Origin of the sequence: Aeromonas sp. L_1B5_3 (assembly GCF_963866575.1) — a bacterium.
Lineage (GTDB): Bacteria > Pseudomonadota > Gammaproteobacteria > Enterobacterales > Aeromonadaceae > Aeromonas > Aeromonas jandaei.
In genome coordinates this window covers 103337-128206 of the sequence record NZ_CAWMDN010000079.1, presented here as the reverse complement: position 1 = coordinate 128206, position 24870 = coordinate 103337, and the positions used below count along the sequence as shown (strand labels likewise).

The following is a 24870-nucleotide window of genomic DNA, read 5'->3' as shown; positions in this document are numbered from 1 at the left end:
TGCTTGTTTACAGACCTGATTTCAGGCTGGCTTCGATAAACTTGTCCAAGTCACCGTCGAGCACCGATTGGGTATTACGGGTTTCGACGCCGGTGCGCAGATCCTTGATACGGGAGTCATCCAGCACATAGGAACGGATCTGGCTGCCCCATCCGATATCGGACTTGGTCTCTTCCAGGGCTTGTTTTTCGGCATTCTGCTTCTGAATTTCCAGCTCGTAGAGCTTGGCTTTCAGCTGCTTCATACACTGGTCTTTGTTTTTGTGCTGGGATCGGTCGTTCTGGCACTGTACCACGACACCGGTCGGAACGTGGGTAATACGCACCGCGGATTCGGTACGGTTAACGTGCTGACCACCGGCACCGGAGGCGCGGTAGACGTCGATACGCAGGTCGGCGGGGTTGATATCGATTTCGATATCGTCGTCGATTTCCGGGTAAACGAACACAGAACAGAAAGAGGTGTGACGGCGGCCGCCCGAGTCGAACGGGGACTTGCGTACCAGACGGTGCACGCCGGTTTCAGTACGCAGCCAGCCGAAGGCATATTCGCCGGTGAACTTGATGGTGGCGGACTTGATGCCGGCCACGTCGCCCTCGGAGCATTCAATCAGCTCGGGCTTGTAACCGTGGGCATCGCCCCAGCGCAGGTACATGCGCAGCACCATGTTGGCCCAATCCTGCGCTTCGGTACCACCGGAGCCGGATTGAATATCGATATAGCAGTCGGAGCCGTCGTGCAGGCCGGAGAACATGCGGCGGAACTCGAGATCCACCAGCTTGGCTTCCAGTTGCTCGGATTCGGCGATGGCTTCGTTGAAGGTCTCTTCGTCTTCCCCTTCCACGGCCAGGCTGACCAGCATCTCGACGTCATCCACGCCCTGGGTCAGGGTGTCGATGGTGCCGACTACGTTTTCCAGCGCTACGCGCTCTTTGCCCAGCGCCTGTGCGCGCTCGGGTTCATTCCATACATCCGGCTGTTCCAGCTCGGCATTGACCTCTTCCAGACGCTCTTTCTTGGCGTCATAGTCAAAGGTACCCCCTAAGAAGCTCGGTCCGCTCAGACAGCTCCTTAAGTTTATTTAAAACGGGATTAACTTCGAACATCGTGAAAACTCTCAGGATCGATGTGATTTGAAAACGGGTCATTCTAGCCAATTGTGGAAGGAATAAACAGGGTTGCCTGAGTTTACGCGCGCCAGGTGAGCAATTTCTGATGCAGTTTTCCGCGCATCGGGAGAAAATATCGCCCGTCGATCCATTTTCCTGTTCAGTTTTGGAGCAGGGGGTCGCTAATGACTACTAGCGTTCGGTGTACATACGACATAACTGCTTCCTAACCTCAAATAAGAAGAACAGATGATGAAAAACCTATCACTCAAACAGAAGATACTGTTGTCGGTGGTGATTGCCCTTTCGTTGGTGATCCTGATGCTCTCCTGGCAGAGCTATAGCAGCCAGAAAAACCTGTTGCTGCAGGGCAGCCAGGAGCAGGTTCAGCGCCTTGGCAGCCAGCAGGCCACCAGCGTCAGCGACTGGCTCGCAGCCCGTCGCGACGTCATTCAGGCGCTGGGCAGCAAGGCGGGAGCCGAGCCCCTCAACGCCCTGCAACAGGCACAGGTTTCCGGCCGCTTCCAGCTCACCTATTTTGGCGAGAGCAGCGGCAAGATGAACGACTCCGACCCCTCCATCAACCGCAGTGGCTATGACCCGCGCTCCCGTGGCTGGTATCAGGAAGCCATGGCCAAGGGTGGTCTCATCGTGACCAAACCCTATCTGGATGTAGCCTACAACATCATGGTAGTGACTCTGGCCCAGCCGGTTTCTGGCGGCGTAGTGGGGGGCGACCTTTCCATCGCCTCGCTGGTGGAAGACGTCACCAAGATGAAACTGCCAGCTGACGGTTTTGCCATCATGATGCACAAGGATGGTACCGTCATCGCCTACAAGGATGCCGCCAAGGCGATGAAGCCGGCCACCGAGATCGACAATGATCTGACCAATGCCCTGATCGATCAGAGCAAGGCGAGCCAGGGGCTGGTGCCTGCCTACTTCGAAAACGAAGGGCGTGACAAGCTGCTTTGGGCGACCGACATCCCCGATACCGACTGGGAGCTGGTTCTGGTGCTGGACAAGGATACCCTTGAGGCGCCGCTCTCCTCCCTGCTGATGACCCAGCTCGGTCTGGCGCTGCTGGTGCTGGTGGGCAGCATCCTCGCCATCTCCTGGCTGGTCAGCATGCTGCTTGGCCCGCTCAGCAAGGTATCCCAGGCTCTGGCTCGCATCGCCGATGGTAACGGCGATCTGACCCAGCGCATCAAGATCGACGCCAACGATGAAGTGGGTCAGCTGGCCAACAGCTTCAACCGCTTCGTCGGCAGCCAGCACCAGCTGATCGCCAATATCCGCCAGCTCGCCAATGAGCTGAACGCCGATGCCGAGCGCAGTCTGGTGACCAACCAGGCCGCCGTGGACGAGCTGCAGCGTCAACAGCAGGAGGTGACCATGGTCGCCACTGCGGTCACCGAGATGGCGAGCGCCACCATGGAGATCGCCGGTAACGCCGAAAACACCGCCGCCGCCGCCCAGCAATCGACCATGAGCAGCGAGCAGGGCAAGAAGCTGGTGCACAAGACTCGTGCCTCCATCAACAATCTGGCGCAAGAGGTGGGGCAGGCCACCGAGGTTATCGGCGAGCTGAGCCGTCATGCTCAGGCCATCTCCGGTATTCTCTCCACCATTCAGGGCATTGCCGAGCAGACCAACCTGCTGGCACTGAACGCCGCCATCGAAGCGGCTCGCGCCGGTGAGCAGGGCCGCGGCTTTGCCGTGGTGGCCGATGAGGTGCGGGTGCTCTCCAAGCGTACCCAGGACTCCACCCAGGAGATCCACGCCACCATCGAGACCCTGCAGCAGACCACTGCCCGTGCGGTAAGCCTGATGCAGACCAGTCAGGGGCTGGCGGACAACAGCGTACAGGATGCAGATGCCGCCGCCGCTGCGCTGGAGGAGATCACCCAGGCCGTATCGCTCATCTCCGACATGGCTGGCCAGATCGCCACCGCTGCCGAGGAGCAGACTCAGGTGACCGGCGAGATCACCCAGAACACCACCGCCATCAAGGATGTGAGTGACGAGATCACCGCCGCCGCGATGCGCGATCTGGATCAGGCAGAGAGCCTCAAGGGGCGGGCGACCGACCTCAACAAGCAGGTCTCGACCTTTATCCTGTAAGTTCTGAAGCGCGGCGAGCACGGCCGCCCGAGAAAGCCCCGCACTCTGCCGAGTGCGGGGCTTTTTATTTATCTATCTCGCAGGAATGACCGAACTAGTGAGGTGCAGAAAGAGTGACGAGTTGAGGTCGCCCGCATGTAGAAATGGCAGAGCCCACCAAAGGTGGGCTCTGTTCTTATACGTCTGACAGGAAGGGGGATTAGAGGAATGGCATCGCCATAAACAGCTTGATCACCATGGCGTTGATGATGTCGATAAAGAAGGCGCCCACCATGGGCACCACCAGAAACGCCAGGTGGGAGGGGCCGAAGCGCTGGGTGATGGCCTGCATGTTGGCTATCGCGGTCGGGGTGGCACCGAGGCCAAAGCCGCAGTGACCCGCCGCCAGCACGGCTGCATCGTAATTTTTGCCCATGACCCGGAAGGTGACGAAGATGGCGTAGAGCGCCATCGCCACGGTTTGGGCGGCCAGCAGGATGAAGATGGGCAGCGCCAGGCTGGCCAGATCCCACAGTTTCAGGCTCATCAGTGCCATCGCCAGGAACAGCGACAGACTGACGTTGCCCAGCAGCGATACTTCGCGATCGCTTACTTCATGCCAGTTGAAGAGGGTGAGCAGGTTGCGCAGCAATACGCCGACAAACAGCACGCAGACGAAGATGGGCAGCTCCAGCGCACTCCCCTTGAGGTAGGCGGAGAGCAGCTCGCCCCCTTTCAGGCTGATGGCGATGAGGGCCAGGGTCTCGATCAGGCTGAAGGTGGTCAGCGGGCGCTCCATATCGGGCATCTCGAAGCCTTGCGGCGCGTCGTCGCGGTTGTGCTCCTCGCCGGGCACTTCCACTTTTTTGACCAGATAGCGGGCTACCGGGCCACCGATCAGACCACCCAGCACCAGACCAAAGGTAGCGCAGGCGATGGCCAGCTCGGCGGCGGACTGCACCCCGTACTTCTCGGAGAAGGTGGCACTCCAGGCCGCGCCGGTACCGTGACCGCCGGAGAGGGTGATGGAGCCGGCCAGCAGCCCCATGTGGGGATCAAGGCCCAGCATGGTGGCCAGCGTAACCCCCAGACTGTTCTGCACCAGCAGCAGGCCGGTGACCACCATCAGGAAGGTGACCACCGCCTTGCCGCCGCGTTTCAGGCTGGCGAGATCGGCAGAGAGACCGATGGAGGCGAAAAATGCCAGCATCAGCGGGGTTTGCAGGCTGGTATCAAATTGCAGCTCCAGCTGCATGGTAGAGCGCAGCAGCAGCAGGATCAGGGCAACGACCAGACCGCCTGCGACCGGTTTGGGGATGTTGAAGGTGCGCAGCAGTCCGACACGGGTGACCAGCATGCGGCCAAGCAGCAGGACCAGAGTGGCAGCGACCAGGGTGGCGTAGGAATCAAGTTGTAACATTCAATACTCCCATGTTGATTGGCTGTGCCTTCGGGGTGAAGACTCACAGATTCAGCCGGGATAAAAACAGTGTGGCTTATGTGCCAGCAAAGAAGGGGAAACATCTCCCCGCCCCAGCAAATATGGGGCATGTGCGGGCCTGAAATGCTCAGGCATCCAGATGAGATTTTAGTAAAATCCGGCGGATTGTAGCAAAAAGCATCGTTTAATTCCATCTTTGTCGTATTAATGCTCGTTTTAGTGTCTTATTGTGAAATTTAACACCATTGAGGTATGGCAACTAAACGCCGAAAAGGCGCAGAGAACGGCTGTCATTTGAGGCGTCAGTCTCTATAATTCGCCGGTTTCCAGCCCGCGGCGGAAACGGACGGGATCCGAGCAGTTGGTTCGCCCCGCATGGTTTATCATTCGCGGGTTTTCGGCCCACAGAGAGGAGAGGGTGTGAAGAAGTCCATCTACATCGCCTACACAGGCGGCACCATAGGGATGCAGCGTTCCGACCACGGTTATGTGCCGATGGCGGGCTTTATGGAAGACTGTCTGGCGCGGATGCCCGAGTTCCATCGTCCCGAGATGCCGGATTACCATATCCACGAATATGCCCCTCTCATCGACTCCTCCGACATGACCCCGGCGGACTGGCAGCGCATCGCCGAGGATATTCGCGACAACTACGACAAGTACGACGGTTTCGTCATTTTGCACGGCACCGACACCATGTCGTTCACCGCCTCGGCGCTCTCCTTCATGCTGGAAGATCTGCACAAACCGGTCATCATCACCGGCTCCCAGATCCCGCTGGCCGAGCTGCGCTCCGACGGTCAGCAGAACCTGCTCAACGCCCTCTATATCGCGGCCAACTACCCGATCCACGAGGTGACGCTGTTCTTCAACAATCAGCTCTATCGCGGCAACCGCAGCAAGAAGGTGCACGCCGATGGTTTCCACGCCTTCGATTCGCCCAACTATCCGCCGCTGCTCAACGCCGGGATCGCCATCTCGCTGGAAGCGGGCGAGCTGGGCGTGCCCTCCGAGCGGCCGCTGGTGCTGCACGACATCACCCCACAGCCCATCGGCGTGGTGACCCTCTATCCGGGGATCTCCAGCGAGGTGATCGCCAACATCCTGCAACAGCCGGTGAAGGCGCTGATCCTGCTCTCGTTCGGGGTCGGCAATGCGCCGCAGAACCCGGCCATGCTGGCGCTGCTCTCCGAGGCATCGGCCCGCGGCGTTATCATCGTCAACCTGAGCCAGTGCCTGCACGGCAAGGTCAATATGGGGGGCTATGCCACTGGCAACGCCCTGTCGCGGGCCGGGGTGATCTCGGGCTTTGACATGACCGCCGAAGCGGCGCTCACCAAGCTCCACTTCCTGCTGAGTCAGGACTTGCCATCCCACCGCATTCGCGAGTTGATGCAGCAGTCCCTGCGCGGGGAGCTGACACCCTGAGCGTTGCGGCCCTCACCCTAACCCTCTCCCGGCGGGAGAGGGGATAGATCGAGGTGCTGTTGGCCACGAGGCTGCCATAAAGATCGCCGACAGGTGGCCAGTTCACTGTGCGCAGGTGCGAGCCTGCACCCTTCTCCCCTGGCGGGAGAAGGGCTGGGGATGAGGGGGATGAGTCATCCGGCATCGATAGGAAAAAGAGGGGAGCCATGATGGCTCCCCTCTCTGTTCTGGCCGCCGCGAGCGGCCTGCCGGGTCAGGCTCAGTGGTTGAGGTCGACCCGAACTATCTCTTCCTCATCGCGATACTGACGCTTGAGCTCGCTCTTGCTCTTCATCACGATCTCGCCGTCGCGGCCGATGTTCATGTGCTCCGGGTTGTCGAGGTGCATCGCCTGCCAGGCCATCACGGCTTGCAGCGACGTGGCCTTCTGCTCGTCGGTGAGGGGCTTGCCATCGGGCCACTTGCCCAGCTCGACTGCGGTCTTGAGCCGCTCGTACACCTCTGCGGGCATCTGCCTGATTGCTTGCAAAAACTCACCCTGTTGAAACGACATCCGGCCTTCTCCTTGCACATTGAGCCATGACGAATCGGGATCAGGCAGGCAGATCCTGGCGGACTACGCCAGCCATCTGCTCCATCACCCGCACTACCTGACAACTGTACCCGAACTCGTTGTCATACCATACGTAGAGCACACAGTGATCCCCCTCGGCGATGGTCGCCTGGGAGTCGACGATGCCCGCATAACGGGAACCCACCATGTCGGAGGAGACCAGCTCGGTGCTGGCGCTGAAGTCGATCTGGCGATGCAGGGCCGAGCTTAGCGCCATCTGTTGCAGATAGGCGTTGAGGCTCTCCCGATCGGTGGCCTGCTCCAGCGACAGATTGATGATGGCCAGCGAGACGTTGGGGGTCGGCACCCGGATGGCGTTGCCGGTCAGCTTGCCCTTGAGTTCCGGCAGCGCCTTGGCCACGGCCTTGGCGGCGCCGGTGCTGGTCATCACCATGTTGAGGGCGGCGCTGCGACCGCGGCGCTCGCCTTTGTGATAGTTGTCGATGAGGTTCTGATCGTTGGTGTAGGAGTGGACCGTCTCCACGTGGCCGTGGCGGATGCCGTACCGCTCCTGCATCACCTTGAGCACCGGGGTGATGGCGTTGGTGGTGCAGGAGGCGGCGGAGATGATCCTGTCATCCGGCCCGATCACCTCGTGATTGACGCCGAACACCACGTTCTTCATCTCGCCCTTGCCGGGAGCGGTCAGCAGCACCTTGCCGGCACCGCGCGCTTTCAGGTGCTCGGAGAGGCCCGCCTCGTCACGCCAGACCCCGGTGTTGTCGACGATCAGCGCATCGTGAATGCCGTAGGCGGTGTAGTCGATGTCGGCCGGGCTGTTGGCGTAGATCACCTGAATGAAGGTGCCGTTGGCTATGATGGCGCTGCGCTCCGCATCCACCTCGATGGAACCGTTGAAGGGGCCGTGCACCGAGTCGCGGCGCAGCAGGCTGGCACGTTTCTCCAGATCCCCGTCGCGACCGCCACGTACCACGATGGCGCGCAGCCGCAGCGGATTGGCGGCGCCGGTGCGCTCGATGAGCAATCGGGCCAGCAGGCGGCCGATGCGGCCAAAGCCGTAGAGCACCACGTCGGTCGGCTGCGGCATCTGGCTGCGGCCAAGGGCTGGTGCCAGTCGCGCTTGCAGATAGTCCTCGATCCCCGCCTCATCCTGATGATCCTGCCAGTAACCGACCGCCAGCTTGCCAAGGTCTACCTCGGCGGCGGTGGGTTTGAGGGCAACGATAGCCTGGAGCAGGGGGAAGCTTTGCTGGATGGGGAGGGGAGCGCCCTGGTGGCGGCGAACGACCCGGTGGGCCTTGAGGATATCGATGGTGGAGGCGTTTTGCAGCGGGCGGCCGTAGAGGGTGATCTCGACCCCTTGTTGTCGGTAGAGGCGACCAATCAAGGGCTGCATGGCTTCGGCGAGCTCCTGGCTCTCCTGCCACGTTTGCAGATAGTGCTCGTGGGTCATTGACCAGATCCTTTATTTCACGTTGTTGGTGCAAATAGAAAATTCGTCGAATGCAGATCAGTGTAGGGGTGTCGATTTCGTTATAGTATTCTGCAATCGCGGCCTTATACGGCGCGCGCATTGTAATGGATATGTAACCGGTTTGCTAGCCGAAGGTGGCCACATAAGAATCCAGTTGTTGCCAGTCACTGTTATCAACCAGATGTGAGCCATGATCCCCACAGCCCTGCGACAACCGCTCTTTATCCTCTCGGCCGGCCTTGCCGTCGCCGGTTGCGATAACGATCGGCTCCACACCATCTGCAGCAATCACCCCGAGCTCTGTCAGGATCTGGTGGACGACGGCTGGTGCCGCTACGAGCGCACCGATGTCATCCGCAGCCGCTTCTATCTGCAAGAGGAGCAGAGCGATCGCCGCAGCTACGAGCTGATGCGCAGTCTGGAGCGTTACATCAAGTGCGCCGAGCACTCCACCAACATCGAGTACAAGCGGGCCCGCGAGCAGAAGAGTCCGCGGGTAGAGGGGATGCTGGCCGCCGGCGATCAGCTGGCCCGGCTCGATGCGGCGACCCGCAACTCGCAGGATCCCTACCTGCTGCTCTGGCACTGGACCAACAACAGTGACGAGCGGGCTCGCCAGCAGTTTCTGGCGCAGGAGGGGAACAAGGGGCTGGAAGAGCCCGACCTGCAGCTGGTGCTGGCCGGTATCTATGCCAAGAGCGAGCCGGACAAGGCCATTGCCATCCTGCACCATGGCCTCTCCCTCTATCGCGAGGGGGAGCAGATCAACAGCCGTCTGCTCACCTCCCTCAGCACCCTCTACCTGGGCCAGAAGCAGTATGAGCAGGCCTATCTGTGGGGCAAGGTGAGCGAAGCCTTCCCGAACAACCCCGAGGTCTCCGCCAAGCGTTTTGGCCTCTACTACAGCCTGAGCAAGCCCCGTCAGGATGCCCTCGATGCCCAGGCGGCCGAGATCGTCCGGCAACTGCAAGGCGGCAGCTACCGACCCTGAGGAGATGATGAGCAACCCATCCGGGGCCAGCGTCTGGCCCGAGCCCTTCGACCTCTCGTTTGTGCATGGCGAGATAACCACCGATGGCCGCACCCTGGAGCGCCTCACGGTGCGCGCCGTGGTGCTGCGCGGCGACGAGCTGCTGCTGGTTCACTCCCGGGTCAACGGCGATCTGATGTTCCCCGGTGGCGGCATCGAGGCGGGGGAGAGCCACCATGTGGCCCTGGCCCGCGAGCTGCTGGAGGAGTGTGGTGCCGAGCTGCTGGACGTTGGCACCCTGCTTGGCGAGACCCGCGAGTATCGCGCCGCCCGTGAGCTGGGGTTCGATGCCTACTGCATCCGCTCGCTCTACTATCTGTGCCGGATTGGCGAGCAGCTGGTGGCGCCGCAGCCGCAACCCTACGAGATCCGGCTTGGCTTTGTGCCGGGCTGGTTTGCGATCGATGAGGCGCTGCAGACCAACAAGACCCAGCTGGCGGGGCCATGCCCCCAGTGGACGGCGCGGGAGACCCGGGTGCTGGCCCAGTTGCAGCGCTGGCATCAGCAGGGGCGCTTCGAGGAGGAGTGACCATCAGGAGTGACAAGGGGGCGCTATGCCTCTCTTTGTCGTTTATATCGGGGGTGGCATCGCGCCTCGCCTGCTCGTATAGCGGACGGTTTCACGGCTCAGATTGTTGCAAATAAATCGGTTTGAATTTTCTATTTGTTGCACTGGCGAGACAATTTGCCTTGCCGATGCGTCCGGCTTGCCGACCATGCTGGCCAGCAGAGGCGTCCGATCTGCCGCCGTAATCAGCATAAACAGATGAATGCGGGGGAGGGGCGTCGGCGGTCTTGATAGTGCAGCATCAGCCAGCCCAGAGATGAACCATAAAAAGAGCTGAGCCATAAAAAAGAGCGCCTCGGGGCGCTCTTTTTGTTGCTGCTGGCGAAAGGAGGGGTTGTTTGGCCCCTCTACGCTGCGAGGTTATTTGACCTCTTCGCCCTTGGCTTGCAGATCCGCGTGGTAGGAGGAGCGCACGAAGGGGCCGCAGGCGGCGTGGGTAAAGCCCAGCTCCATGGCGACATCTTTCAGCTCGTCGAACTCTGCGGGCGGCACGTAGCGCTTCACCGGCAGGTGGTGGCGGCTCGGCTGCAGATACTGGCCCAGAGTCAGCATGTTGACGCCATGGGCGCGCAGATCTTTAAGCACCTCGACGATCTCTTCGTTGGTCTCGCCAAGGCCCATCATCAGACCGGACTTGGTCGGTACGTGGGGGTGCATCTCCTTGATGCGGCGCAGCAGCTCCAGCGACCACTTGTAGTCGGCACCCGGGCGGGCAACGCGGTACATGCGCGGCGCGGTTTCCAGGTTGTGGTTGAAGACATCCGGCGGGGTCTCGCGGAACACCTCAAGGGCCTGCTCCATCCGGCCGCGGAAGTCCGGGGTCAGGATCTCGATGCGGGTCTGCGGGCTGTGCTCGCGGATCTCGCGGATGCAGTCGGCGAAGTGCTGGGCACCGCCGTCGCGCAGATCGTCGCGGTCCACCGAGGTGATCACCACGTACTTGAGGTTCATCTCCTTGATGGTCAGCGCCAGCTTCTTCGGCTCTTCCGGATCGAGGGGGAGTGGACGGCCGTGGGCCACGTCGCAGAAGGGGCAGCGACGGGTGCAGATGGCACCCATGATCATGAAGGTGGCGGTGCCATGGTTGAAGCACTCCGCCAGATTGGGACAGGAGGCCTCTTCACATACCGAGTGCAGCTTGTTCTTGCGCAGGGTGCTCTTGATGTGCTCGATCTTCTGGCTGGAGGGAGGCAGCTTGATCCGCATCCAGTCCGGCTTGCGAAGAAGTTCCTCGTTGGGATCCGGCATGAATTTCACCGGGATCAGGGCCATCTTGTCGCCATCGCGCAGCTTGACGCCCGGCTCCATACGAACGGGTTTGCTCATGATTCACTCTCGGTGTTTGTTATTGTTTGATAGCCAATCAGGCGGGCCAGCTCGGCCACCAGAATGGATTGCGCCTCGGCCACGCTTTGCGGGCCGCCCAGGGCGCTGGTCTGGGTCATGGCCATGCCCGCATAGCCGCACGGATTGATGTGCAGGAAGGGGGTCATGTCCATGTTGACGTTGAGGGCCAGCCCGTGGAACGAGCACCCCTTGCGGATGCGCAGGCCGAGCGAGGCCAGCTTGGCCTCCATGCCGAGGTCGTTTTTCACATAGACCCCAGGGGCATCGGCCTTGGCGTAGGCCGCGATATCGCTTTTTGCCAGGGTGTTGATGATGGCCGTCTCCAGCGCAGTCACCAGCTCGCGCACCGAAAACTTGCAGCGGCGTACATCCACCAGCACGTAGAGCACCAGCTGGCCCGGGCCGTGATAGGTCACCTGACCGCCGCGATCGCTCTGCACCACCGGGATATTGCCCGGGTTGAGCAGGTGTTCGGCCTTGCCGGCCTGACCCTGGGTGTAGACGGGGTCGTGTTCGACCACCCAGAACTCGTCCGGGGTGTCGCCGGTGCGGTTGTCGGTGAAGGCTTTCATGGCGTCCCATACCGGCTGGTAGGGGCGGCGACCCAGATGTCTGACGATAAGCGTGTTCTGGGCGGGGATCCCGGATGACATGGCTTCCTCACGGCGGCTCAATGGCCAAAAACAGTCGCCCCGCAGAACGGGGCGAGAGAGACATTACAGTACGTACTTCACCAGCTCGATCTTGCCAAGGGCGGTGTACATCGCTTCGATGTGCTCCTTGCTCTGGGCGGTCACGGTCACGCGAACCGAGTGGTAGTTGCCCTTGGAGCTGGGCTGGACGGTCGGGCTGTAGGTGCCGGGGGCGTGCTGCTGCAGCACTTCAACCACCATGTCCGGCAGCGCCGGGTCGGCAATGCCGAGTACCTTGAACGGGAATTTGCAGGGAAACTCCAGCAGTTCGTCAAACTTGGTATTCATTTACTCACCTTTGGGTGTCTTCATGGCGTCGTCACGGGATGACGCACTCTTGTTTGGCGCTTGGCCGATGGCCCGCGAGGGCCGCCATCTCAAGTCTATATGGGCATGGCCCGTGCCGGGATCAAGGCCCGGATCGTCAGACATGAGTGGGGGTGGTGCTTTTTACCACAAATCGGCATGGGGCGGAACCTGCAGTTTACAGGGTTATTCACTGGCTGGAGCCACCAGAAACAGCAGCGGCGCCTGTTGGCGCCGCTGTATGGTGAGGATTGTGCGTCCCGATTACTTGAACCAGCTGGAAACCAGCATCACCAGGTAGTCCCACAGACGGCTCATCAGGCCACCCTCTTGTACATCTTCCAGGGCAACCAGCGGAACCTGCTTGATCTCTTTGTCACCCTGTTTCAGGAACACGGTACCGACGCGCTGACCCTTGGCCAGCGGCGCTTTCAGTTCGCTCTCAAGCTGGAAGTCCGCTTTGAGGTTGTTGCCCTGACCGCGGGTGACCAGCACGGAGATATCCTTGTCGACACCCAGTTTCACTTCCGGCTTGTCGCCCATCCAGATCTTCTGGGTGACCAGTACGGTGCCCGCCTTGTAGGGGGTCAGGCTCTGGAAGAAACGGAAGCCGTAGGTGAGCAGCTTCTTGCTCTCGGCGGCGCGGGAGGCTTCGCTGTTGGCACCCAGCACCACGGCGATCAGGCGCATGCCTTCGTTGTTGGTGGCGGAGGAGACCAGGTTGTAGCCGACCTGGCTGACGTGGCCGGTCTTGATGCCGTCAACTTGCAGGGACTGGTCCCACAGCAGACGGTTGCGGTTGTGCTGGGTGATGCCGTTGAAGACGAAAGACTTCTGGGAGTAGATCTTGTACTCCTCCGGCAGGTCGCGGATCAGCGCCTGACCCAGACGGGCCATGTCGTGAGCGGTACTGTAGTGACCTTCCGCATCCAGACCGTGCGGGTTCATGAAGTGGCTGTCTTTCATGCCGAGCTTGGCGGCCCAGCTGTTCATCAGACTGGCGAAGGAGTCGGTGCTGCCAGCCAGGAATTCGGCCATGGCGACGCAGGCGTCGTTGCCGGACTGGATGATGATGCCCTTGTTCAGGTCATCGACGGAGACCTGCTTGCCCACCTCGATAAACATCTTGGAGGAGTCGGAGTAGTTCTTGGACCAGGCGTTCTGGCTGATGGTCACCATGTCGGTGCGCTTGATGTTCCCCTTCAGCAGCTCCTGGCCGATGATGTAGGAGGTCATCATCTTGGTCAGACTGGCGGGCGGCAGGCGCTCTTCGGCGTTCTGCTCGGCCAGCACCTGACCGGAGTAGTAGTCGATCAGAATATGGGCCTTGGCGGAGATCTCGGGTGCGGCGGGAACAACAACCGGGTTGCTGTTCGGAGTAGGAGCCGGCATCGGGGTATTGGCCTGAGCGGTGGCGCTGATCAGTGAGGCCAGAAGAACTGAACGGGCAAATTTGGACATCTTGAAATTCCTGCGATCCAGATGGGGATAAAATGCGGGCCTAACTATACCAGATGCGCCCGCAGGTTATAGCCCGACATGGCGATCAGAACTGGTTTTTTATCCATCACTTGACGCCAGCACGCCATAAAACGACGTGATGGCGGTAAGTAAGCGGTTAGTCACACCCGCAGCAAAAGGGTAACGATCAGGGAACGATAAAGGCCTGTTCGAGGCCACCCTGACGCACTTTTTCCAATGTTGCGGCTTGCTGGTCGGCCGCAACAGGGCCAATCAGCACCCGGAAAATGGCACCATGGCTATCGATCCGGTAGGGGAGGCCATAACGCTGGGTCATCACCTTGCCCATCGCCTCGGCCCGCTGCTGGGAGCCGCTGGCCAGCACCTGGATCATCTTGCCGTCACCGCTGCTGGCAGGCGCTGCCGCCTTGGCCGGAGCCGCTTTGGCTGGCTTGGCGGCGGGAGCCTTGACGGGCGCCGCTTCTGCGGCCGGCGCAGCCATGGCGAGCTCGGTCGGTTGACCGATGAAGCCATCCTGTGACATCGCCTGAGGTGCAGCGGCGGCAGCCGGGGCGGTCGGCGTCATCTCGATGGGCTTCATCGGCTCCATGATCACCATCTGATCCGGGGTGTCGTTGATGAGTTCGAGTCGCACCCGCGCCTCGCCCCCCTCGATCATTTCGAGCTGTTTGGCGGCGGCGGGGGAGAGGTCGATGAGGCGGCTGCTGTCAAACGGGCCGCGATCGTTGACCCGCACTATGGTCTCCAGCCCGTTATCCAGATTGGTGACCCGCACGTAGCTTGGCAGCGGCAGGTTGCGATGGGCGGCGCTGAACAGCTTGCTGTCCTGTACATCGCCATTGGCGGTCTTCTGGCCATCGAGGGCGGGGGAGAGCCAGCTGGCAGTGCCCTCTTCGCTGTAGTGCTTGATATCGCGCCACACCTCGAATTTCTCCTGGCCGCGCCAGTAGTCCCGGTTGCCGCTGGTGCTCAGGGGCTCGGGGCGCGGGATGGCGCCGGTGGCTTGCGGGATCTCGATAACGGGCGGTTTGCTGGCGGGCGGCAGATCGACCGGGGCGGACTGTTCCGGCTGGCTGCTACTGCAGGCGGCCAGCAACAAGCTCAGGCTGAGCGGGAGGAGTTTGTGACGAAGATGCATACGCTTCCTGAATGGCTTGGCTAAGTTGATACACCGCCATCGCGTAGAGCGGGCTGCGATTGTAGCGGGTGATCACATAAAAGTTATGCCGTGCGACCCAGTATTCCGGTCCATCGGCTTGATCAAATGCCAGTAACTTGACCGGCGTCTGTGGGGCCAGCGGCGTGGCGAGCTCAATCCCTGCCGCCGCCAGTTCTGACCACTGTTGTGTCAGCTCGGGCTCTCGCCTGAGCAGGGGAGCCACGGCCATCAGCCCGATCTGGGCCGGCTCGACCACCGCTTCGCCCCAGCGCCACTGGTGGCTGGCGAAGTAGTTGGCCACGCTGCCGATGGCATCGGCCGGATTGGCGAAGAGATCCCGTTTGCCATCGCCGTCAAAATCGACGGCGTAGTGGCGATAGCTGGAGGGCATGAACTGCCCCATCCCCATGGCCCCGGCATAGGAGCCCTTGAGGGTATCGAGTTGCCACCCCTCCTCTTTGGCCAGCAACACCAGCTGGGCAAACTCCTTGGCAAAGAAGTCGCTGCGCTCGGGGTAGTGAAACCCCAGGGTGTAGAGGCTGTCCAGCACCGGATGACGGCCCATCTGGCGACCGTAGAAGGTCTCGATGCCGATGATGGCCACGATAAGCGAGGCCGGTACCCGATAGGTCTGCTCGGCTCGCGCCAGCGTGGCGGCATGCTGCTGCCAGAACTGCAGGCCATCCCGGATGCGATCCGGGGTGACGAACAGCAGCCGGTAGCGGTGCCAGGGCTTGGCCTCCCACGGCCGGTTGATGGTGTCGAGCACCTCCTGCCGTAGCCGGGCACTGGCCACTGCCGCCTGCAACTCGGCTAACGGCACTTGCTGCTGTTCGGCAAGCCGAGCGAGCCCGGCAGGTTCGACGGCCGCCTCTGCCGTAAGGGCAACGAGCGAGAGCAACAACCCAGCCAGACGCATCAGGCAAGCAGTCTTCTATGAGTCTGGATGGACATCAGTATGCCAAAACCGGCCATCAGGGTCACCATGGCGGTGCCGCCATAGCTCACCAGCGGCAGGGGGGCCCTACCACCGGCAGAATATGTCCGTCTCATCATGCCAGCAGCCTTCTGTGGGTCTGAATGGACATCAGTATTCCGAAGCCGGCCATCAGGGTCACCATGGAGGTGCCGCCATAGCTCACCAGCGGCAGGGGCACCCCTACCACCGGCAGGATGCCGCTTACCATGCCCATGTTGACGAACACATAGACGAAGAAGGTGAGGGTGATGGCGCCACCCAGCAGCCGTTCAAAGCTGTTCTGGGCCTGCATCGAGATAAAGAGGCAGCGGCTGATGACGTAGAGATAGAGCACCAGCAGCAGCGCTACACCCACCAGACCAAACTCCTCGCTGAATACCGCGAAGATAAAGTCGGTGTGGCGCTCGGGTAGAAACTCAAGCTGGGACTGGGTGCCCTGCAGCCACCCCTTGCCAAAGACGCCACCGGAGCCGATGGCAATCTTGGACTGGATGATGTGATAGCCGCGGCCGAGCGGGTCTTTCTCCGGGTCGATCAGCATCATGACCCGCTGGCGCTGATAGTCGTGCATCAGGAAGAACCAGAGCACCGGCATAAAGGCCGCGATCAGCAGCACCGCCAGTCCGATCAGCCACCAGCTGAGCCCCGCCAGAAAGATGACGAAGAAGCCGGAGGCCGCTACCAGAATGGAGGTGCCAAGGTCGGGCTGGGCGGCAATCAGCAGGGTCGGCAGCAGCACCATGATGAGGGCTATCACCACGTGGCTGAGTTTGGGGGGCAGCGAGTGACGGCTGAGCCAGGCGGCGACCATGATGGGCATGGAGAGCTTCATCACCTCGGAGGGCTGGAACTTCATAAAGCCCAAGTCGAGCCAGCGCTGGGCCCCCTTGCCGATATGGCCGAATACGTCCACTGCGATGAGCAGCAGCACTACCCCGACAAACAGCGGCACCGACCAGCGGGCGTAGAGGGAGGGCGGCAGCTGGGCCATGCCGATCATCAGGGCAAAGGCGAGTCCGCCGCGCACCAGCTGGCGCACGATGGAGTCCATATCCTGGCCGGAGGCGGAGTAGAGCACCACCATGGAGAGGGCGATGACGGCCAGCAACCCCAGCAGCAGGGGCAGGTCGATGTGTAGCTTGTACCAGATACTCTGCTGGCGGGCTGAATTACTCATTGGTAGCAACCTCACTCGGTTTGGACGGCTTTTCCGGTGCCGGTGGCAGTTGTGGTTCGGGCGGCAGCAGGAAGGCATCCATCATCTGGCGTGCGATGGGGGATGCGGCACGGCCACCACCACCACCAATGGAGTTCTCCAGCACCAGCGCAACGACCGCCTTGGGGGCTTCAAAGGGGGCGTAAGCGACGAATAGCGCATTGTCGCGATGCTCCGCCTTGACGGTTTTGATGTTGTAGACCTGGTTCTCTTTCAGGCCGACCACCTGAGCGGTGCCCGACTTGCCACCCGAGGAGTAGGGGGCCTTGGCAAACGACAGGCGACCACTGCCTTCGCTGCCATGGTTGACGCGCCACATCCCCTCTTGCGCCACTTTCCAGAAGCTGTCGTTCTTGAGCTTGAGGGCGATGTTGGGGTTGACCGGGGCATCGACCACACCCGCCTGCGAGGCGGTGCTCTTGAGCAGGTGCGGGGTGACGTCGTGACCGTTCTGGGTCAGGATGCTGATCGCCTTGGCCAGCTGCAGCGGGGTGGCGCTCCAGTAGCCCTGACCGATACCGATGGAGATGGTGTCACCCTGATACCAGGGCTGACGCCAGCGAGCCATCTTCCAGTCGCGGGACGGCATGACCCCCTTGCTCTCCTCATAGAGGTCGACACCGGTGTACTGACCGAAGCCGAACTTGGTCATGTAGCTGTGGATCTTGTCGATGCCGACCCGGTAGGCGAGATCGTAGAAGTAGGTGTCGGCCGATACCTCGATGGCGCGATAGACATCGAGCCAGCCATGACCCCAGCGGCGCCAGTCGCGGAACTTCTTGGTGGTGCCGGGAATGGAGAAGCTGGGGCCACCGAAGTAGCGATAGCCCGGGGTAATGGCCCCTTCGTTGAGGCCCATGATGGACATCATGGGTTTGACGGTGGAGGCGGGAGCATAGATGCCCTGGGTGGTGCGGTTGACCAGCGGCCGCGCCGGATCGTTGAGCAGCGCCGAGTAGTTGGGGCCCGATATACCGGTCACGAACAGGTTGGGGTCGTAGCTCGGGCTCGACTCCATGGCCAGAATGGCGCCGGTTTTGGGATCCATCATCACGATGGCACCGCGCTGGCCGGCCAGCAACTGCTGGGCCTTGAGCTGCAGCCGCACATCGATGTTGAGGTAGATATCCTTGCCGGGAACTGGGGGCTGGAACTTGAGGGTGCGGACAATCCGGCCGCGGTTGTTGACCTCGACCTCCTGATAGCCCGCCACGCCGTGCAGCTCATCCTCGTAATACTTCTCCACCCCCTGCTTGCCGATATCCTTGGTGGCTGCGTAGTTGGCGAGCTTGTCTTCCTTGTCGAGGCGCTCCACGTCGCGGGTGTTGATCTTGGCCACGTAGCCCAGCGCATGGGTGAGGGTGTCGCCAAACGGGTAGTAGCGCTTGAGGTAAGCCTCGATGCTGGCACCCGGGTAGTTGTGCTGGTTGACCGAAAAGAGTGCCACCTGATACTCGGTCAGCTTCTCGTAGAGGGCGACCGGCTTGAAACGGCGCTGGCGCTTCACTTCGGCCAGAAACTTCTCTTTTGTCCCCTCCGGCAGACCCAGCAGGGCGACCAGCTCATCGGCGGTTTTGGCCAGATCCGGCGTCTCTTCAGGGACAATCTCCAGACTGTAGACGGGGCGGTTTTCCGCCAGCAGCACGCCGTTGGTGTCATAGATGAGGCCGCGCGGCGGCGCCACCGGCACCACCCGGATGCGGTTGGAGTTGGAGCGGGTCTGGTAGGTGTCGTAAGACTCGACCTGCAGGTAATAGAGATTGCCCAGCAGCACCAGCATCAGCACGACGATGCCGATGTAGGCTACCAGAGTGCGCCGGAAGAACAGATTGCCCTCGGCACTGTGATCGCGCATCTCGATGCGTTGTTTCAGCATGCCTTTACCTCAGAACCATTGGGGCAATAACAGCAGGAGCGGCATTGTTCACTCTCTGTGATTCGCATGTGTGTCGGGGAGGGTGAGCCACATCCTGGCTCACTCCCTGTGATACGGGTGATTGGTGGTAATGCTCCAGGCACGGTAGAGGCTCTCGGCGACCAGTACCCGCACCAGCGGGTGGGGCAGGGTCAGCGGCGAGAGCGACCAGCTCTGCTCGGCTGCTGCCTTGCATTCCGGTGACAAGCCTTCCGGCCCGCCTACCAGCAGGGCGACATCGCGGCCATCGAGCTTCCACGCCTCCAGCTGGGTAGCCAGCTGCTCCGTGGTCCATGGCTTGCCCGGAATGTCGAGGGTGACGATGCGCGAGCGGCCAGCGGCAGCCAGCATGGCTTCCCCCTCTTTTTGCAGAATGCGGGGAATATCGGCATTTTTGCCCCGTTTACCGGCGCCAATCTCCACCAGCTCAAACGGCATGTCTTTCGGGAAGCGGCGGCGATACTCTTCAAAGCCATGCTCTACCCAGGCGGGCATCTTGGTGCCCACCGCGATCAACTGAATCTTCATGTCGGTACTTTGCTGCTCTCGTTATTGCGTGTTCACTTGAGCGGCACCGCCCCACAGTTTTTCCAGCTGGTAGAAGTCACGATGTTCATCCTGCATCACATGCACGATCACCGATCCCATATCTACCAGTACCCACTCTCCGCTCAGCTCGCCTTCCACGCTCAGCAGGTCGAGCCCGGCATGACGGGCTTCACTGGCCAGATGGTGGGCAATGGCGCAGACGTGACGGTTGGAGTTGCCGGAGCAGACGATCATGGTGTCAGTGATGCTGGATTTGCCGCGTACATCGAGGGTGATGATATCGCGGCCTTTCATGTCATCAATCTTGTCGATGATAAAGGCGTGAAGTTCTTGGCCTTGCAATGAGTCTCTCCTGTATTCCGGCGCCTGACAGTGTGAGGGCGGCGGATTATATCATGGTCACTCCCGTTTCCTACCGGAACGGGACAGCTGGGGAGTCTTACCGGCAGATGGCGCGGTAGAGCCCCTGTTGATCAATATAGTGCGCAACCGGCTCGGGTAAGAGGTAGCGGGGATCTTCTCCCGCCGCCAGCAGCTCGCGCAGCCGGGTAGCAGACAATTCAATGGGTTGATTGCTGGCCAACCAGATATGGCCTGCCCGTTGCCGGTGCAGTGCGGCTACCTCTTTGACCTGATGACGGGCCAGCAGTTCAGCCAGTTCGGCCGGATAATCGGGTTGCCAGCCGGGGCGGGTGCTCACCACCAGATGGGCGTAGTCGAGCAGCTCCCGCCAGCGGTGCCAGCCGGGCAGGCCAAGCAGCGAGTCCATCCCCATCAAAAAGCAGAGCGGCGTATCGGGCAGCTCCTGACGCAGCTCGATCAGGGTATCGATGGTGTAGGAGGGCTTGTCACGCCAAAGTTCCCGCTCATCCACCACGAAGTGGCGGTTCTCTGCCGCCGCCAGCCTGACCATGGCCAGACGCTGCTCGCTGGAGCAGTGTGGGTTGGCGCGGTGGGGCGGTATATGGTTCGGGATCAGCCGCACTTCGGCCAGACCAATGGCATCGCGCGCCTCGATGGCGGGGCGCAGATGGCCGATATGGATAGGGTCGAACGTGCCCCCCAGCAGGCCAATGGGCGCCTTTAGCATGGCGTACTCTCCATCGCCATCGGCAGGGGCGTACCATCGCGAAAGCCGAGGGCTATGGTCTGCAGCATCAGCCAGGCCTGCTCGGTATCAAAGCGGCGCTGGGCGTCATCCAGTTGTGCCATCAGCTGCCACAGCTGCTGCAGCTTGGCGAAGGGAAGCCGGGTCAGCGCCTGTTGAATGAGCTGCTGGCGGCTCTGCCAGATGCGCAGGCGACTGAAGTGCTCCCCCAGTGGCTGGCCGTTGCGCATCGCCAGCGACAGCTCGGTCAGCTGCTCCAGCTCGCGGCAGAGGGTCCATGCCAGCATCCCCGGCTCGGTGCCTTCGGCCCGAAGTGCCGCCAGAATGCGCTGGGCCCGGTTCACTTTTCCCTCCAGCAGGGTATCGACCAGCTGGAACGGGGTGAAGTGGGCGTGGCGGATGATGGTCTCCTGCAGATAGGTGACGCTGATGGGTTGTGGCGGCGAGAGCAGGGTCAGCTTCTCGATCTCCTGACTGGCGGCCAGCAGGTTACCCTCGTAGGAGTGGCACATGAAGTTGATGGCATCGGGCAGCGCCTTGAGGCCAAAGCGCTGGAAGCGGGCGCTCATCCAGCGTGGAAAGAACTTGGGCTCCGGGTGGTTGACCGGCACATAGGTGCCGATCTGGTAGAGCTTGTCGAACCAGGCTGCCTTCATCTGGGTCTGGTTGAGACGACCGCCGCTCAGTACCAGCAGCAGGTCGGGGTGGAGCTGCTTGCCAATGTCGCTGATACGGGCAGCGAGATCCTTGTCGACCTTGGCGGGCAGTTCCAGTTCAATGATTTGGCGGGCAGAAAAAAGGCTCATTGCCTGACAGGCGTCGTAGACCTGATTCCAGTCCAGCCCCTGTTCCACCACGAAGGTGTGGCGTTCATCGAATCCCTGTTTGCGGGCGACCTGACGGATGGCGTCGATGGCTTCCAGTCGCAGCAGGGGTTCGTCACCCAAAACGAGATAGCAGGGCCGAAGCCCTGCTTTGAGGTGGTCACCAAATTGTTCAGGATAAATTCGCATCAGAAGCTTGCCTGACTGAAATGAAGGCGCACAAGATTCGCGGCCTGCTTTGGCTGCTTGAACTGCGACTCGTCACCAAATTGTTCAGGATAAATCCGCATCAGAAGCTGACCTGACTCAACTGGCGGATCACCTGATTGGCCGCCTGCTCCTGCATCTCGCGGTTGAGCTGCTCCTGCTCACGGGAGGAGGCTAGGGCTGCATCGGGCTTGTTGAGGAAGCTGCGGTTGAAGTTGATGGGGAAAACCTGAGTCGGTTTGCCCGGCACCGAGACGGTGAACTGGGTGCTGAAGCCCATTACATACTCGGTATCGACACCCTGTGCGTTGACCGAGGCGACCTGATTGCTGGCTCCGATACCACCCAGGGTCAGTACCGGGATCCCCTCCTTGTCGGCCAGGGTAACCCCTGATGCCTTGAGGCGGGTGGTGACCATCCGGTAGAAGTCGCTCTTGTTGTCGCCCACGACCTTCATGGTCTTCAGCTCGGCCGGAATGCCGGTGCCACGCATGTGAAAACCGCAGCCTTGCAGCAGCAGGGCTGCCAGCATGATAGCCATCCAGCGGGTGAAGATGGTGCCCATAGAAAATCCTCTTTGCATTAAGGGAAAGCGGCGGGCGCAGGGCCCGCCGTTATCATCCGTTTGCTGTTACAGATTGGCAACGCTCGTTGGCGACCGATCAGTTGGCGACAATGTTGAGCAGCTTGCCCGGTACATAGATCACCTTGCGCACGGTCAGACCGTCGGTGAACTTCTGCACGGATGCATCGGCCATAGCCAGCCTCTCGACATCAGCTTGGCTGATCTCGGCCGGAACGGTCAGCTTGCCGCGCATCTTGCCGTTGATCTGCACCACGACCAGCTTCTCGGTCTCGACCATGGCCGCTTCATCGGCCACCGGCCATGCAGCGTGATCCACGTCGTCGCCCTTGCCCAGCATCTTCCACAGCTCGAAGCCGATGTGCGGGGTGATGGGGTAGAGCATGACCACGACCGCTTCCAGCGCTTCCTGCATCAGGGCGCGATCCTGCTCGTCGCTGCCCAGCTTGGAGAGATTGTTCATCAGTTCCATGATGGCGGCGATGGCGGTGTTGAAGGTCTGACGGCGACCCACGTCGTCGCTCACCTTGGCAATGGTCTTGTGCAGTTCGCGGCGAATGGCCTTCTGCTCGCTGGTAAGGGCAGCAACATCCAGCGCGGCAACGGCGCCACCGGAGACGTGCTCGAAGGTAGTGCGCCACAGGCGACGCAGGAAGCGCTGGGCACCCTCTACGCCGGAGTCGGACCACTCCAGGGTCATCTCGGCCGGAGAGGCGAACATCATAAACAGACGGACGGTATCGGCGCCGTAACGCTCGACCATCAGTTGCGGGTCGATGCCGTTGTTCTTGGACTTGGACATCTTGGTCATGCCGGAGTGGATCACTTCGCGGCCCTCGTTATCGATGGCCTTGGTGATGCGACCCTTCTCGTCACGCTCTACCTTGACGTCGGTCGGGCTGACCCAGACGTTGCCGCCCTTCTCGTCTTTGTAGTAGAAGGCGTCGGCCAGCACCATGCCCTGACAGAGCAGACGCTTGAACGGCTCGTCGCTGTTCACGAGACCTGCGTCACGCAGCAGCTTGTGGAAGAAGCGGGCGTAGAGCAGGTGCATACAGGCGTGCTCGATGCCGCCGATGTACTGATCCACCGGCAGCCAGTGGTTGGCAGCCGCCGGATCCAGCATGCCCTTGTCGTAGTCCGGAGAGCAGTAGCGCGCGTAGTACCAGGAGGACTCCATAAAGGTGTCGAAGGTATCGGTTTCGCGGAACGCTTCCTGACCGTTGTAGGTGGTCTTGGCCCACTCGGCGTCGGCCTTGATCGGGCTCTGAATACCGTCCATCACCACATCTTCCGGCAGCAGTACCGGCAGCTGATCTTCCGGAGTCGGCACTACGGTACCGTCAGCCAGAGTCAGCATCGGGATGGGGGCACCCCAGTAGCGCTGACGGGAGACACCCCAGTCGCGCAGACGGAAGTTGACGGTGCGCTTGCCCTTGCCCAGCGTTTCCAGCTTGTTGGCGATGGCATCAAAGGCGCCCTGGAAGTCGAGACCGTCAAACTCGCCGGAGTTGAACAGCACGCCCTTCTCGGTGTAAGCGGCTTCGCTCACGTCGACGTCACCATCAACCGGCTTGATGACCGCCTTGATGTCGAGGCCATATTTGGTGGCGAATTCGAAGTCACGCTGATCGTGGGCCGGAACCGCCATCACGGCGCCGGTGCCATAGTTCATCAGCACGAAGTTGGCGACCCAGACCGGTACCTTGCGGCCACCCAGCGGGTGAATGGCGTAGAGGCCGGTGGCCATGCCCTTCTTCTCCATGGTGGCCAGTTCGGCTTCGGCTACCTTGGTGTTCTTGCACTCTTCGATAAAGGCGGCCAGTTCCGGATTGTTTTCGGCGGCCTGCAGGGCCAGCGGGTGGCCAGCGGCGATACCAACATAGGTGACGCCCATGAAGGTGTCCGGACGGGTGGTGTAGACCTCCAGCTGATCAGCCTGACCCTCAATGGCGAAGCTGATGTTGACCCCTTCGGAGCGGCCAATCCAGTTGCGCTGCATGGTCTTGACCATCTCCGGCCAGCCTTCCAGATTGTCGATGTCGTTCAGCAGCTCTTCGGCGTAGTCGGTGATCTTGATGAACCACTGGGGGATCTCTTTCTGCTCCACCGGGGTGTCACAGCGCCAGCAGCAGTTGTCGACAACCTGCTCGTTGGCTAGTACGGTCATGTCGTTCGGGCACCAGTTGACGGAGGAGGTCTTCTTGTAGACCAGACCCTTCTCGTAGAGCTTGGTGAAGAACCACTGCTCCCAGCGGTAGTAGTCCGGCTTGCAGGTGGCGACTTCACGATCCCAGTCATAACCCAGACCCAGCATCTTCAGCTGGTTCTTCATGTATTCGATGTTTTCGTAGGTCCAGGGGGCCGGCGCTGTGTTGTTCTTGATGGCGGCGTTTTCCGCCGGCAGACCGAAGGCATCCCAACCGATGGGTTGCAGCACGTTCTTGCCATTGAGGCGTTGATAACGGGAGATCACATCACCTATGGTGTAGTTGCGAACGTGCCCCATGTGTAGACGACCAGACGGATAGGGGAACATGGAGAGGCAGTAGAACTTCTCTTTGTCTACTTTCTCCACGGCCTTGAAGGTTTTCTTGGCATCCCAGTGCTTCTGCACTGCTGGTTCGATTGATTGGGGAACGTATTGCTCTTGCATTGGTGACATCCGGATCTGTGAAATGAATAGATAAATCAGCTGGGAAATCGCAATAGAATACCCATATCCTGCGGCGGCAACAACCGCCAGCATCCGTCAAGCCTGAAGCCGGGCCAGAAA

23 protein-coding genes are annotated in these 24870 nt (G+C 61.0%); 4 read left to right on the top strand and 19 right to left on the bottom strand.

Annotation, left to right across the window (positions count from 1 at the left end; all coding sequences use genetic code 11):
- Positions 1–7: 7 nt before the first annotated feature.
- Positions 8–1106 (bottom strand): peptide chain release factor 2 gene (gene prfB / locus AACR93_RS05220; protein WP_156152905.1). Its coding sequence is split into 2 segments (ribosomal slippage): positions 8–1030 and positions 1032–1106, totalling 1098 coding nucleotides; the frame shifts between segments, so codons are not numbered across the junction.
- A 255-nt stretch (positions 1107–1361) separates the two neighbouring features.
- Here prfB and AACR93_RS05215 point away from each other — a divergent pair.
- Positions 1362–3233: a methyl-accepting chemotaxis protein gene (locus tag AACR93_RS05215; protein ID WP_043850190.1), complete on the top strand. Its 1872-nt coding sequence runs from the start codon at positions 1362–1364 to the stop codon at positions 3231–3233.
- Between the two features lie 199 nt (positions 3234–3432).
- Here the strand turns inward: AACR93_RS05215 and gltS are convergent, their stop codons facing one another.
- The gene (gene gltS / locus AACR93_RS05210; RefSeq protein ID WP_042029850.1) at positions 3433–4632 is read right to left on the bottom strand and encodes a sodium/glutamate symporter; all 1200 of its coding nucleotides are present in this window, start codon (positions 4630–4632) and stop codon (positions 3433–3435) included.
- Between the two features lie 441 nt (positions 4633–5073).
- Between gltS and ansA the strand changes: the two genes are divergently transcribed.
- Entirely contained in the window at positions 5074–6081 is a 1008-nt protein-coding gene (ansA, locus tag AACR93_RS05205; RefSeq protein ID WP_005354141.1) for an asparaginase, read from the top strand.
- Positions 6082–6340: 259 nt separating this feature from the next.
- Here the strand turns inward: ansA and AACR93_RS05200 are convergent, their stop codons facing one another.
- Both AACR93_RS05200 and AACR93_RS05195 read right to left on the bottom strand, forming a co-directional pair.
- Positions 6341–6634 (bottom strand): YeaC family protein, encoded by a 294-nt coding sequence (locus tag AACR93_RS05200; RefSeq protein ID WP_011707127.1) that lies wholly within the window; start codon positions 6632–6634, stop codon positions 6341–6343.
- Between the two features lie 40 nt (positions 6635–6674).
- Positions 6675–8108 carry a glyceraldehyde-3-phosphate dehydrogenase gene (locus tag AACR93_RS05195; RefSeq protein ID WP_043850189.1) on the bottom strand — a complete coding sequence of 478 codons (1434 nt, stop codon included), beginning with the start codon at positions 8106–8108 and terminating at the stop codon, positions 6675–6677.
- A gap of 211 nt (positions 8109–8319) precedes the next feature.
- Between AACR93_RS05195 and AACR93_RS05190 the strand changes: the two genes are divergently transcribed.
- Both AACR93_RS05190 and AACR93_RS05185 read left to right on the top strand, forming a co-directional pair.
- On the top strand, positions 8320–9120 hold the full coding sequence (locus tag AACR93_RS05190) for a DUF2989 domain-containing protein (RefSeq protein WP_043850188.1): 801 nt from the start codon (positions 8320–8322) through the stop codon (positions 9118–9120).
- A 7-nt stretch (positions 9121–9127) separates the two neighbouring features.
- Positions 9128–9688, top strand: coding sequence for an NUDIX domain-containing protein (locus tag AACR93_RS05185; RefSeq protein WP_156152904.1), 561 nt, complete (start codon positions 9128–9130; stop codon positions 9686–9688).
- Positions 9689–10087: 399 nt separating this feature from the next.
- Here the strand turns inward: AACR93_RS05185 and lipA are convergent, their stop codons facing one another.
- From lipA to leuS, 15 genes are all read right to left on the bottom strand, one after another.
- Positions 10088–11053: a lipoyl synthase gene (gene lipA, locus AACR93_RS05180; RefSeq protein WP_041209955.1), complete on the bottom strand. Its 966-nt coding sequence runs from the start codon at positions 11051–11053 to the stop codon at positions 10088–10090.
- Positions 11050–11727 (bottom strand): lipoyl(octanoyl) transferase LipB, encoded by a 678-nt coding sequence (gene lipB / locus AACR93_RS05175; protein ID WP_033112719.1) that lies wholly within the window; start codon positions 11725–11727, stop codon positions 11050–11052. The genes lipA and lipB overlap by 4 nt, the downstream gene beginning before the upstream one ends.
- A 63-nt stretch (positions 11728–11790) precedes the next feature.
- A complete protein-coding gene (gene ybeD, locus AACR93_RS05170) occupies positions 11791–12054 on the bottom strand; it encodes a DUF493 family protein YbeD (protein ID WP_005348100.1) in 264 nt (87 codons plus the stop codon).
- Between the two features lie 282 nt (positions 12055–12336).
- On the bottom strand, positions 12337–13533 hold the full coding sequence (locus tag AACR93_RS05165; protein WP_033112718.1) for a D-alanyl-D-alanine carboxypeptidase family protein: 1197 nt from the start codon (positions 13531–13533) through the stop codon (positions 12337–12339).
- 187 nt (positions 13534–13720) lie between these two features.
- Positions 13721–14692, bottom strand: coding sequence for a septal ring lytic transglycosylase RlpA family protein (locus AACR93_RS05160; protein ID WP_043850186.1), 972 nt, complete (start codon positions 14690–14692; stop codon positions 13721–13723).
- The gene (mltB, locus tag AACR93_RS05155) at positions 14631–15632 is read right to left on the bottom strand and encodes a lytic murein transglycosylase B (RefSeq protein ID WP_043850185.1); all 1002 of its coding nucleotides are present in this window, start codon (positions 15630–15632) and stop codon (positions 14631–14633) included. Before mltB ends, AACR93_RS05160 begins: the two co-directional genes overlap by 62 nt.
- Positions 15632–15769, bottom strand: coding sequence for an FtsW/RodA/SpoVE family cell cycle protein (locus tag AACR93_RS05150; RefSeq protein ID WP_082044063.1), 138 nt, complete (start codon positions 15767–15769; stop codon positions 15632–15634). The genes mltB and AACR93_RS05150 overlap by 1 nt, the downstream gene beginning before the upstream one ends.
- Positions 15766–16869, bottom strand: coding sequence for a rod shape-determining protein RodA (gene rodA, locus AACR93_RS05145; protein WP_041209958.1), 1104 nt, complete (start codon positions 16867–16869; stop codon positions 15766–15768). The genes AACR93_RS05150 and rodA overlap by 4 nt, the downstream gene beginning before the upstream one ends.
- Positions 16862–18784 (bottom strand): penicillin-binding protein 2, encoded by a 1923-nt coding sequence (gene mrdA, locus AACR93_RS05140; protein WP_041209959.1) that lies wholly within the window; start codon positions 18782–18784, stop codon positions 16862–16864. Before mrdA ends, rodA begins: the two co-directional genes overlap by 8 nt.
- Positions 18785–18883: 99 nt before the next feature.
- A complete protein-coding gene (gene rlmH / locus AACR93_RS05135) occupies positions 18884–19351 on the bottom strand; it encodes a 23S rRNA (pseudouridine(1915)-N(3))-methyltransferase RlmH (RefSeq protein WP_005335166.1) in 468 nt (155 codons plus the stop codon).
- Positions 19352–19372: 21 nt separating this feature from the next.
- Positions 19373–19714 carry a ribosome silencing factor gene (gene rsfS, locus AACR93_RS05130; RefSeq protein ID WP_043850184.1) on the bottom strand — a complete coding sequence of 114 codons (342 nt, stop codon included), beginning with the start codon at positions 19712–19714 and terminating at the stop codon, positions 19373–19375.
- Positions 19715–19811: 97 nt separating this feature from the next.
- Positions 19812–20462: a nicotinate-nucleotide adenylyltransferase gene (nadD, locus tag AACR93_RS05125; RefSeq protein WP_041209960.1), complete on the bottom strand. Its 651-nt coding sequence runs from the start codon at positions 20460–20462 to the stop codon at positions 19812–19814.
- Positions 20456–21493 carry a DNA polymerase III subunit delta gene (holA, locus tag AACR93_RS05120; RefSeq protein WP_043850183.1) on the bottom strand — a complete coding sequence of 346 codons (1038 nt, stop codon included), beginning with the start codon at positions 21491–21493 and terminating at the stop codon, positions 20456–20458. The genes nadD and holA overlap by 7 nt, the downstream gene beginning before the upstream one ends.
- A gap of 100 nt (positions 21494–21593) precedes the next feature.
- Positions 21594–22076, bottom strand: coding sequence for an LPS-assembly lipoprotein LptE (locus AACR93_RS05115; RefSeq protein ID WP_043850182.1), 483 nt, complete (start codon positions 22074–22076; stop codon positions 21594–21596).
- Between the two features lie 97 nt (positions 22077–22173).
- Positions 22174–24750: a leucine--tRNA ligase gene (gene leuS / locus AACR93_RS05110; protein WP_043850181.1), complete on the bottom strand. Its 2577-nt coding sequence runs from the start codon at positions 24748–24750 to the stop codon at positions 22174–22176.
- Positions 24751–24870 lie beyond the last annotated feature (120 nt).

Excerpts from the sequence above, each read along its gene's own strand:
- AACR93_RS05185 (WP_156152904.1), top strand. The coding sequence starts at position 9,128 with ATGAGCAACCCATCCGGGGCCAGCGTCTGGCCCGAGCCCTTCGACCTC.
- ybeD (WP_005348100.1), bottom strand. The coding sequence starts at position 12,054 with ATGAATACCAAGTTTGACGAACTGCTGGAGTTTCCCTGCAAATTCCCG.
- AACR93_RS05115 (WP_043850182.1), bottom strand. The coding sequence starts at position 22,076 with ATGGGCACCATCTTCACCCGCTGGATGGCTATCATGCTGGCAGCCCTG.
- gltS (WP_042029850.1), bottom strand. The coding sequence starts at position 4,632 with ATGTTACAACTTGATTCCTACGCCACCCTGGTCGCTGCCACTCTGGTC.
- lipA (WP_041209955.1), bottom strand. The coding sequence starts at position 11,053 with ATGAGCAAACCCGTTCGTATGGAGCCGGGCGTCAAGCTGCGCGATGGC.
- mrdA (WP_041209959.1), bottom strand. The coding sequence starts at position 18,784 with ATGCTGAAACAACGCATCGAGATGCGCGATCACAGTGCCGAGGGCAAT.
- AACR93_RS05160 (WP_043850186.1), bottom strand. The coding sequence starts at position 14,692 with ATGCATCTTCGTCACAAACTCCTCCCGCTCAGCCTGAGCTTGTTGCTG.
- rlmH (WP_005335166.1), bottom strand. The coding sequence starts at position 19,351 with ATGAAGATTCAGTTGATCGCGGTGGGCACCAAGATGCCCGCCTGGGTA.
- AACR93_RS05150 (WP_082044063.1), bottom strand. The coding sequence starts at position 15,769 with ATGATGAGACGGACATATTCTGCCGGTGGTAGGGCCCCCCTGCCGCTG.
- AACR93_RS05200 (WP_011707127.1), bottom strand. The coding sequence starts at position 6,634 with ATGTCGTTTCAACAGGGTGAGTTTTTGCAAGCAATCAGGCAGATGCCC.
- AACR93_RS05215 (WP_043850190.1), top strand. The coding sequence starts at position 1,362 with ATGAAAAACCTATCACTCAAACAGAAGATACTGTTGTCGGTGGTGATT.
- nadD (WP_041209960.1), bottom strand. The coding sequence starts at position 20,462 with ATGCTAAAGGCGCCCATTGGCCTGCTGGGGGGCACGTTCGACCCTATC.
- holA (WP_043850183.1), bottom strand. The coding sequence starts at position 21,493 with ATGCGAATTTATCCTGAACAATTTGGTGACCACCTCAAAGCAGGGCTT.
- AACR93_RS05165 (WP_033112718.1), bottom strand. The coding sequence starts at position 13,533 with ATGTCCAAATTTGCCCGTTCAGTTCTTCTGGCCTCACTGATCAGCGCC.
- leuS (WP_043850181.1), bottom strand. The coding sequence starts at position 24,750 with ATGCAAGAGCAATACGTTCCCCAATCAATCGAACCAGCAGTGCAGAAG.
- lipB (WP_033112719.1), bottom strand. The coding sequence starts at position 11,727 with ATGTCATCCGGGATCCCCGCCCAGAACACGCTTATCGTCAGACATCTG.
- rodA (WP_041209958.1), bottom strand. The coding sequence starts at position 16,869 with ATGAGTAATTCAGCCCGCCAGCAGAGTATCTGGTACAAGCTACACATC.
- AACR93_RS05195 (WP_043850189.1), bottom strand. The coding sequence starts at position 8,108 with ATGACCCACGAGCACTATCTGCAAACGTGGCAGGAGAGCCAGGAGCTC.
- mltB (WP_043850185.1), bottom strand. The coding sequence starts at position 15,632 with ATGCGTCTGGCTGGGTTGTTGCTCTCGCTCGTTGCCCTTACGGCAGAG.
- AACR93_RS05190 (WP_043850188.1), top strand. The coding sequence starts at position 8,320 with ATGATCCCCACAGCCCTGCGACAACCGCTCTTTATCCTCTCGGCCGGC.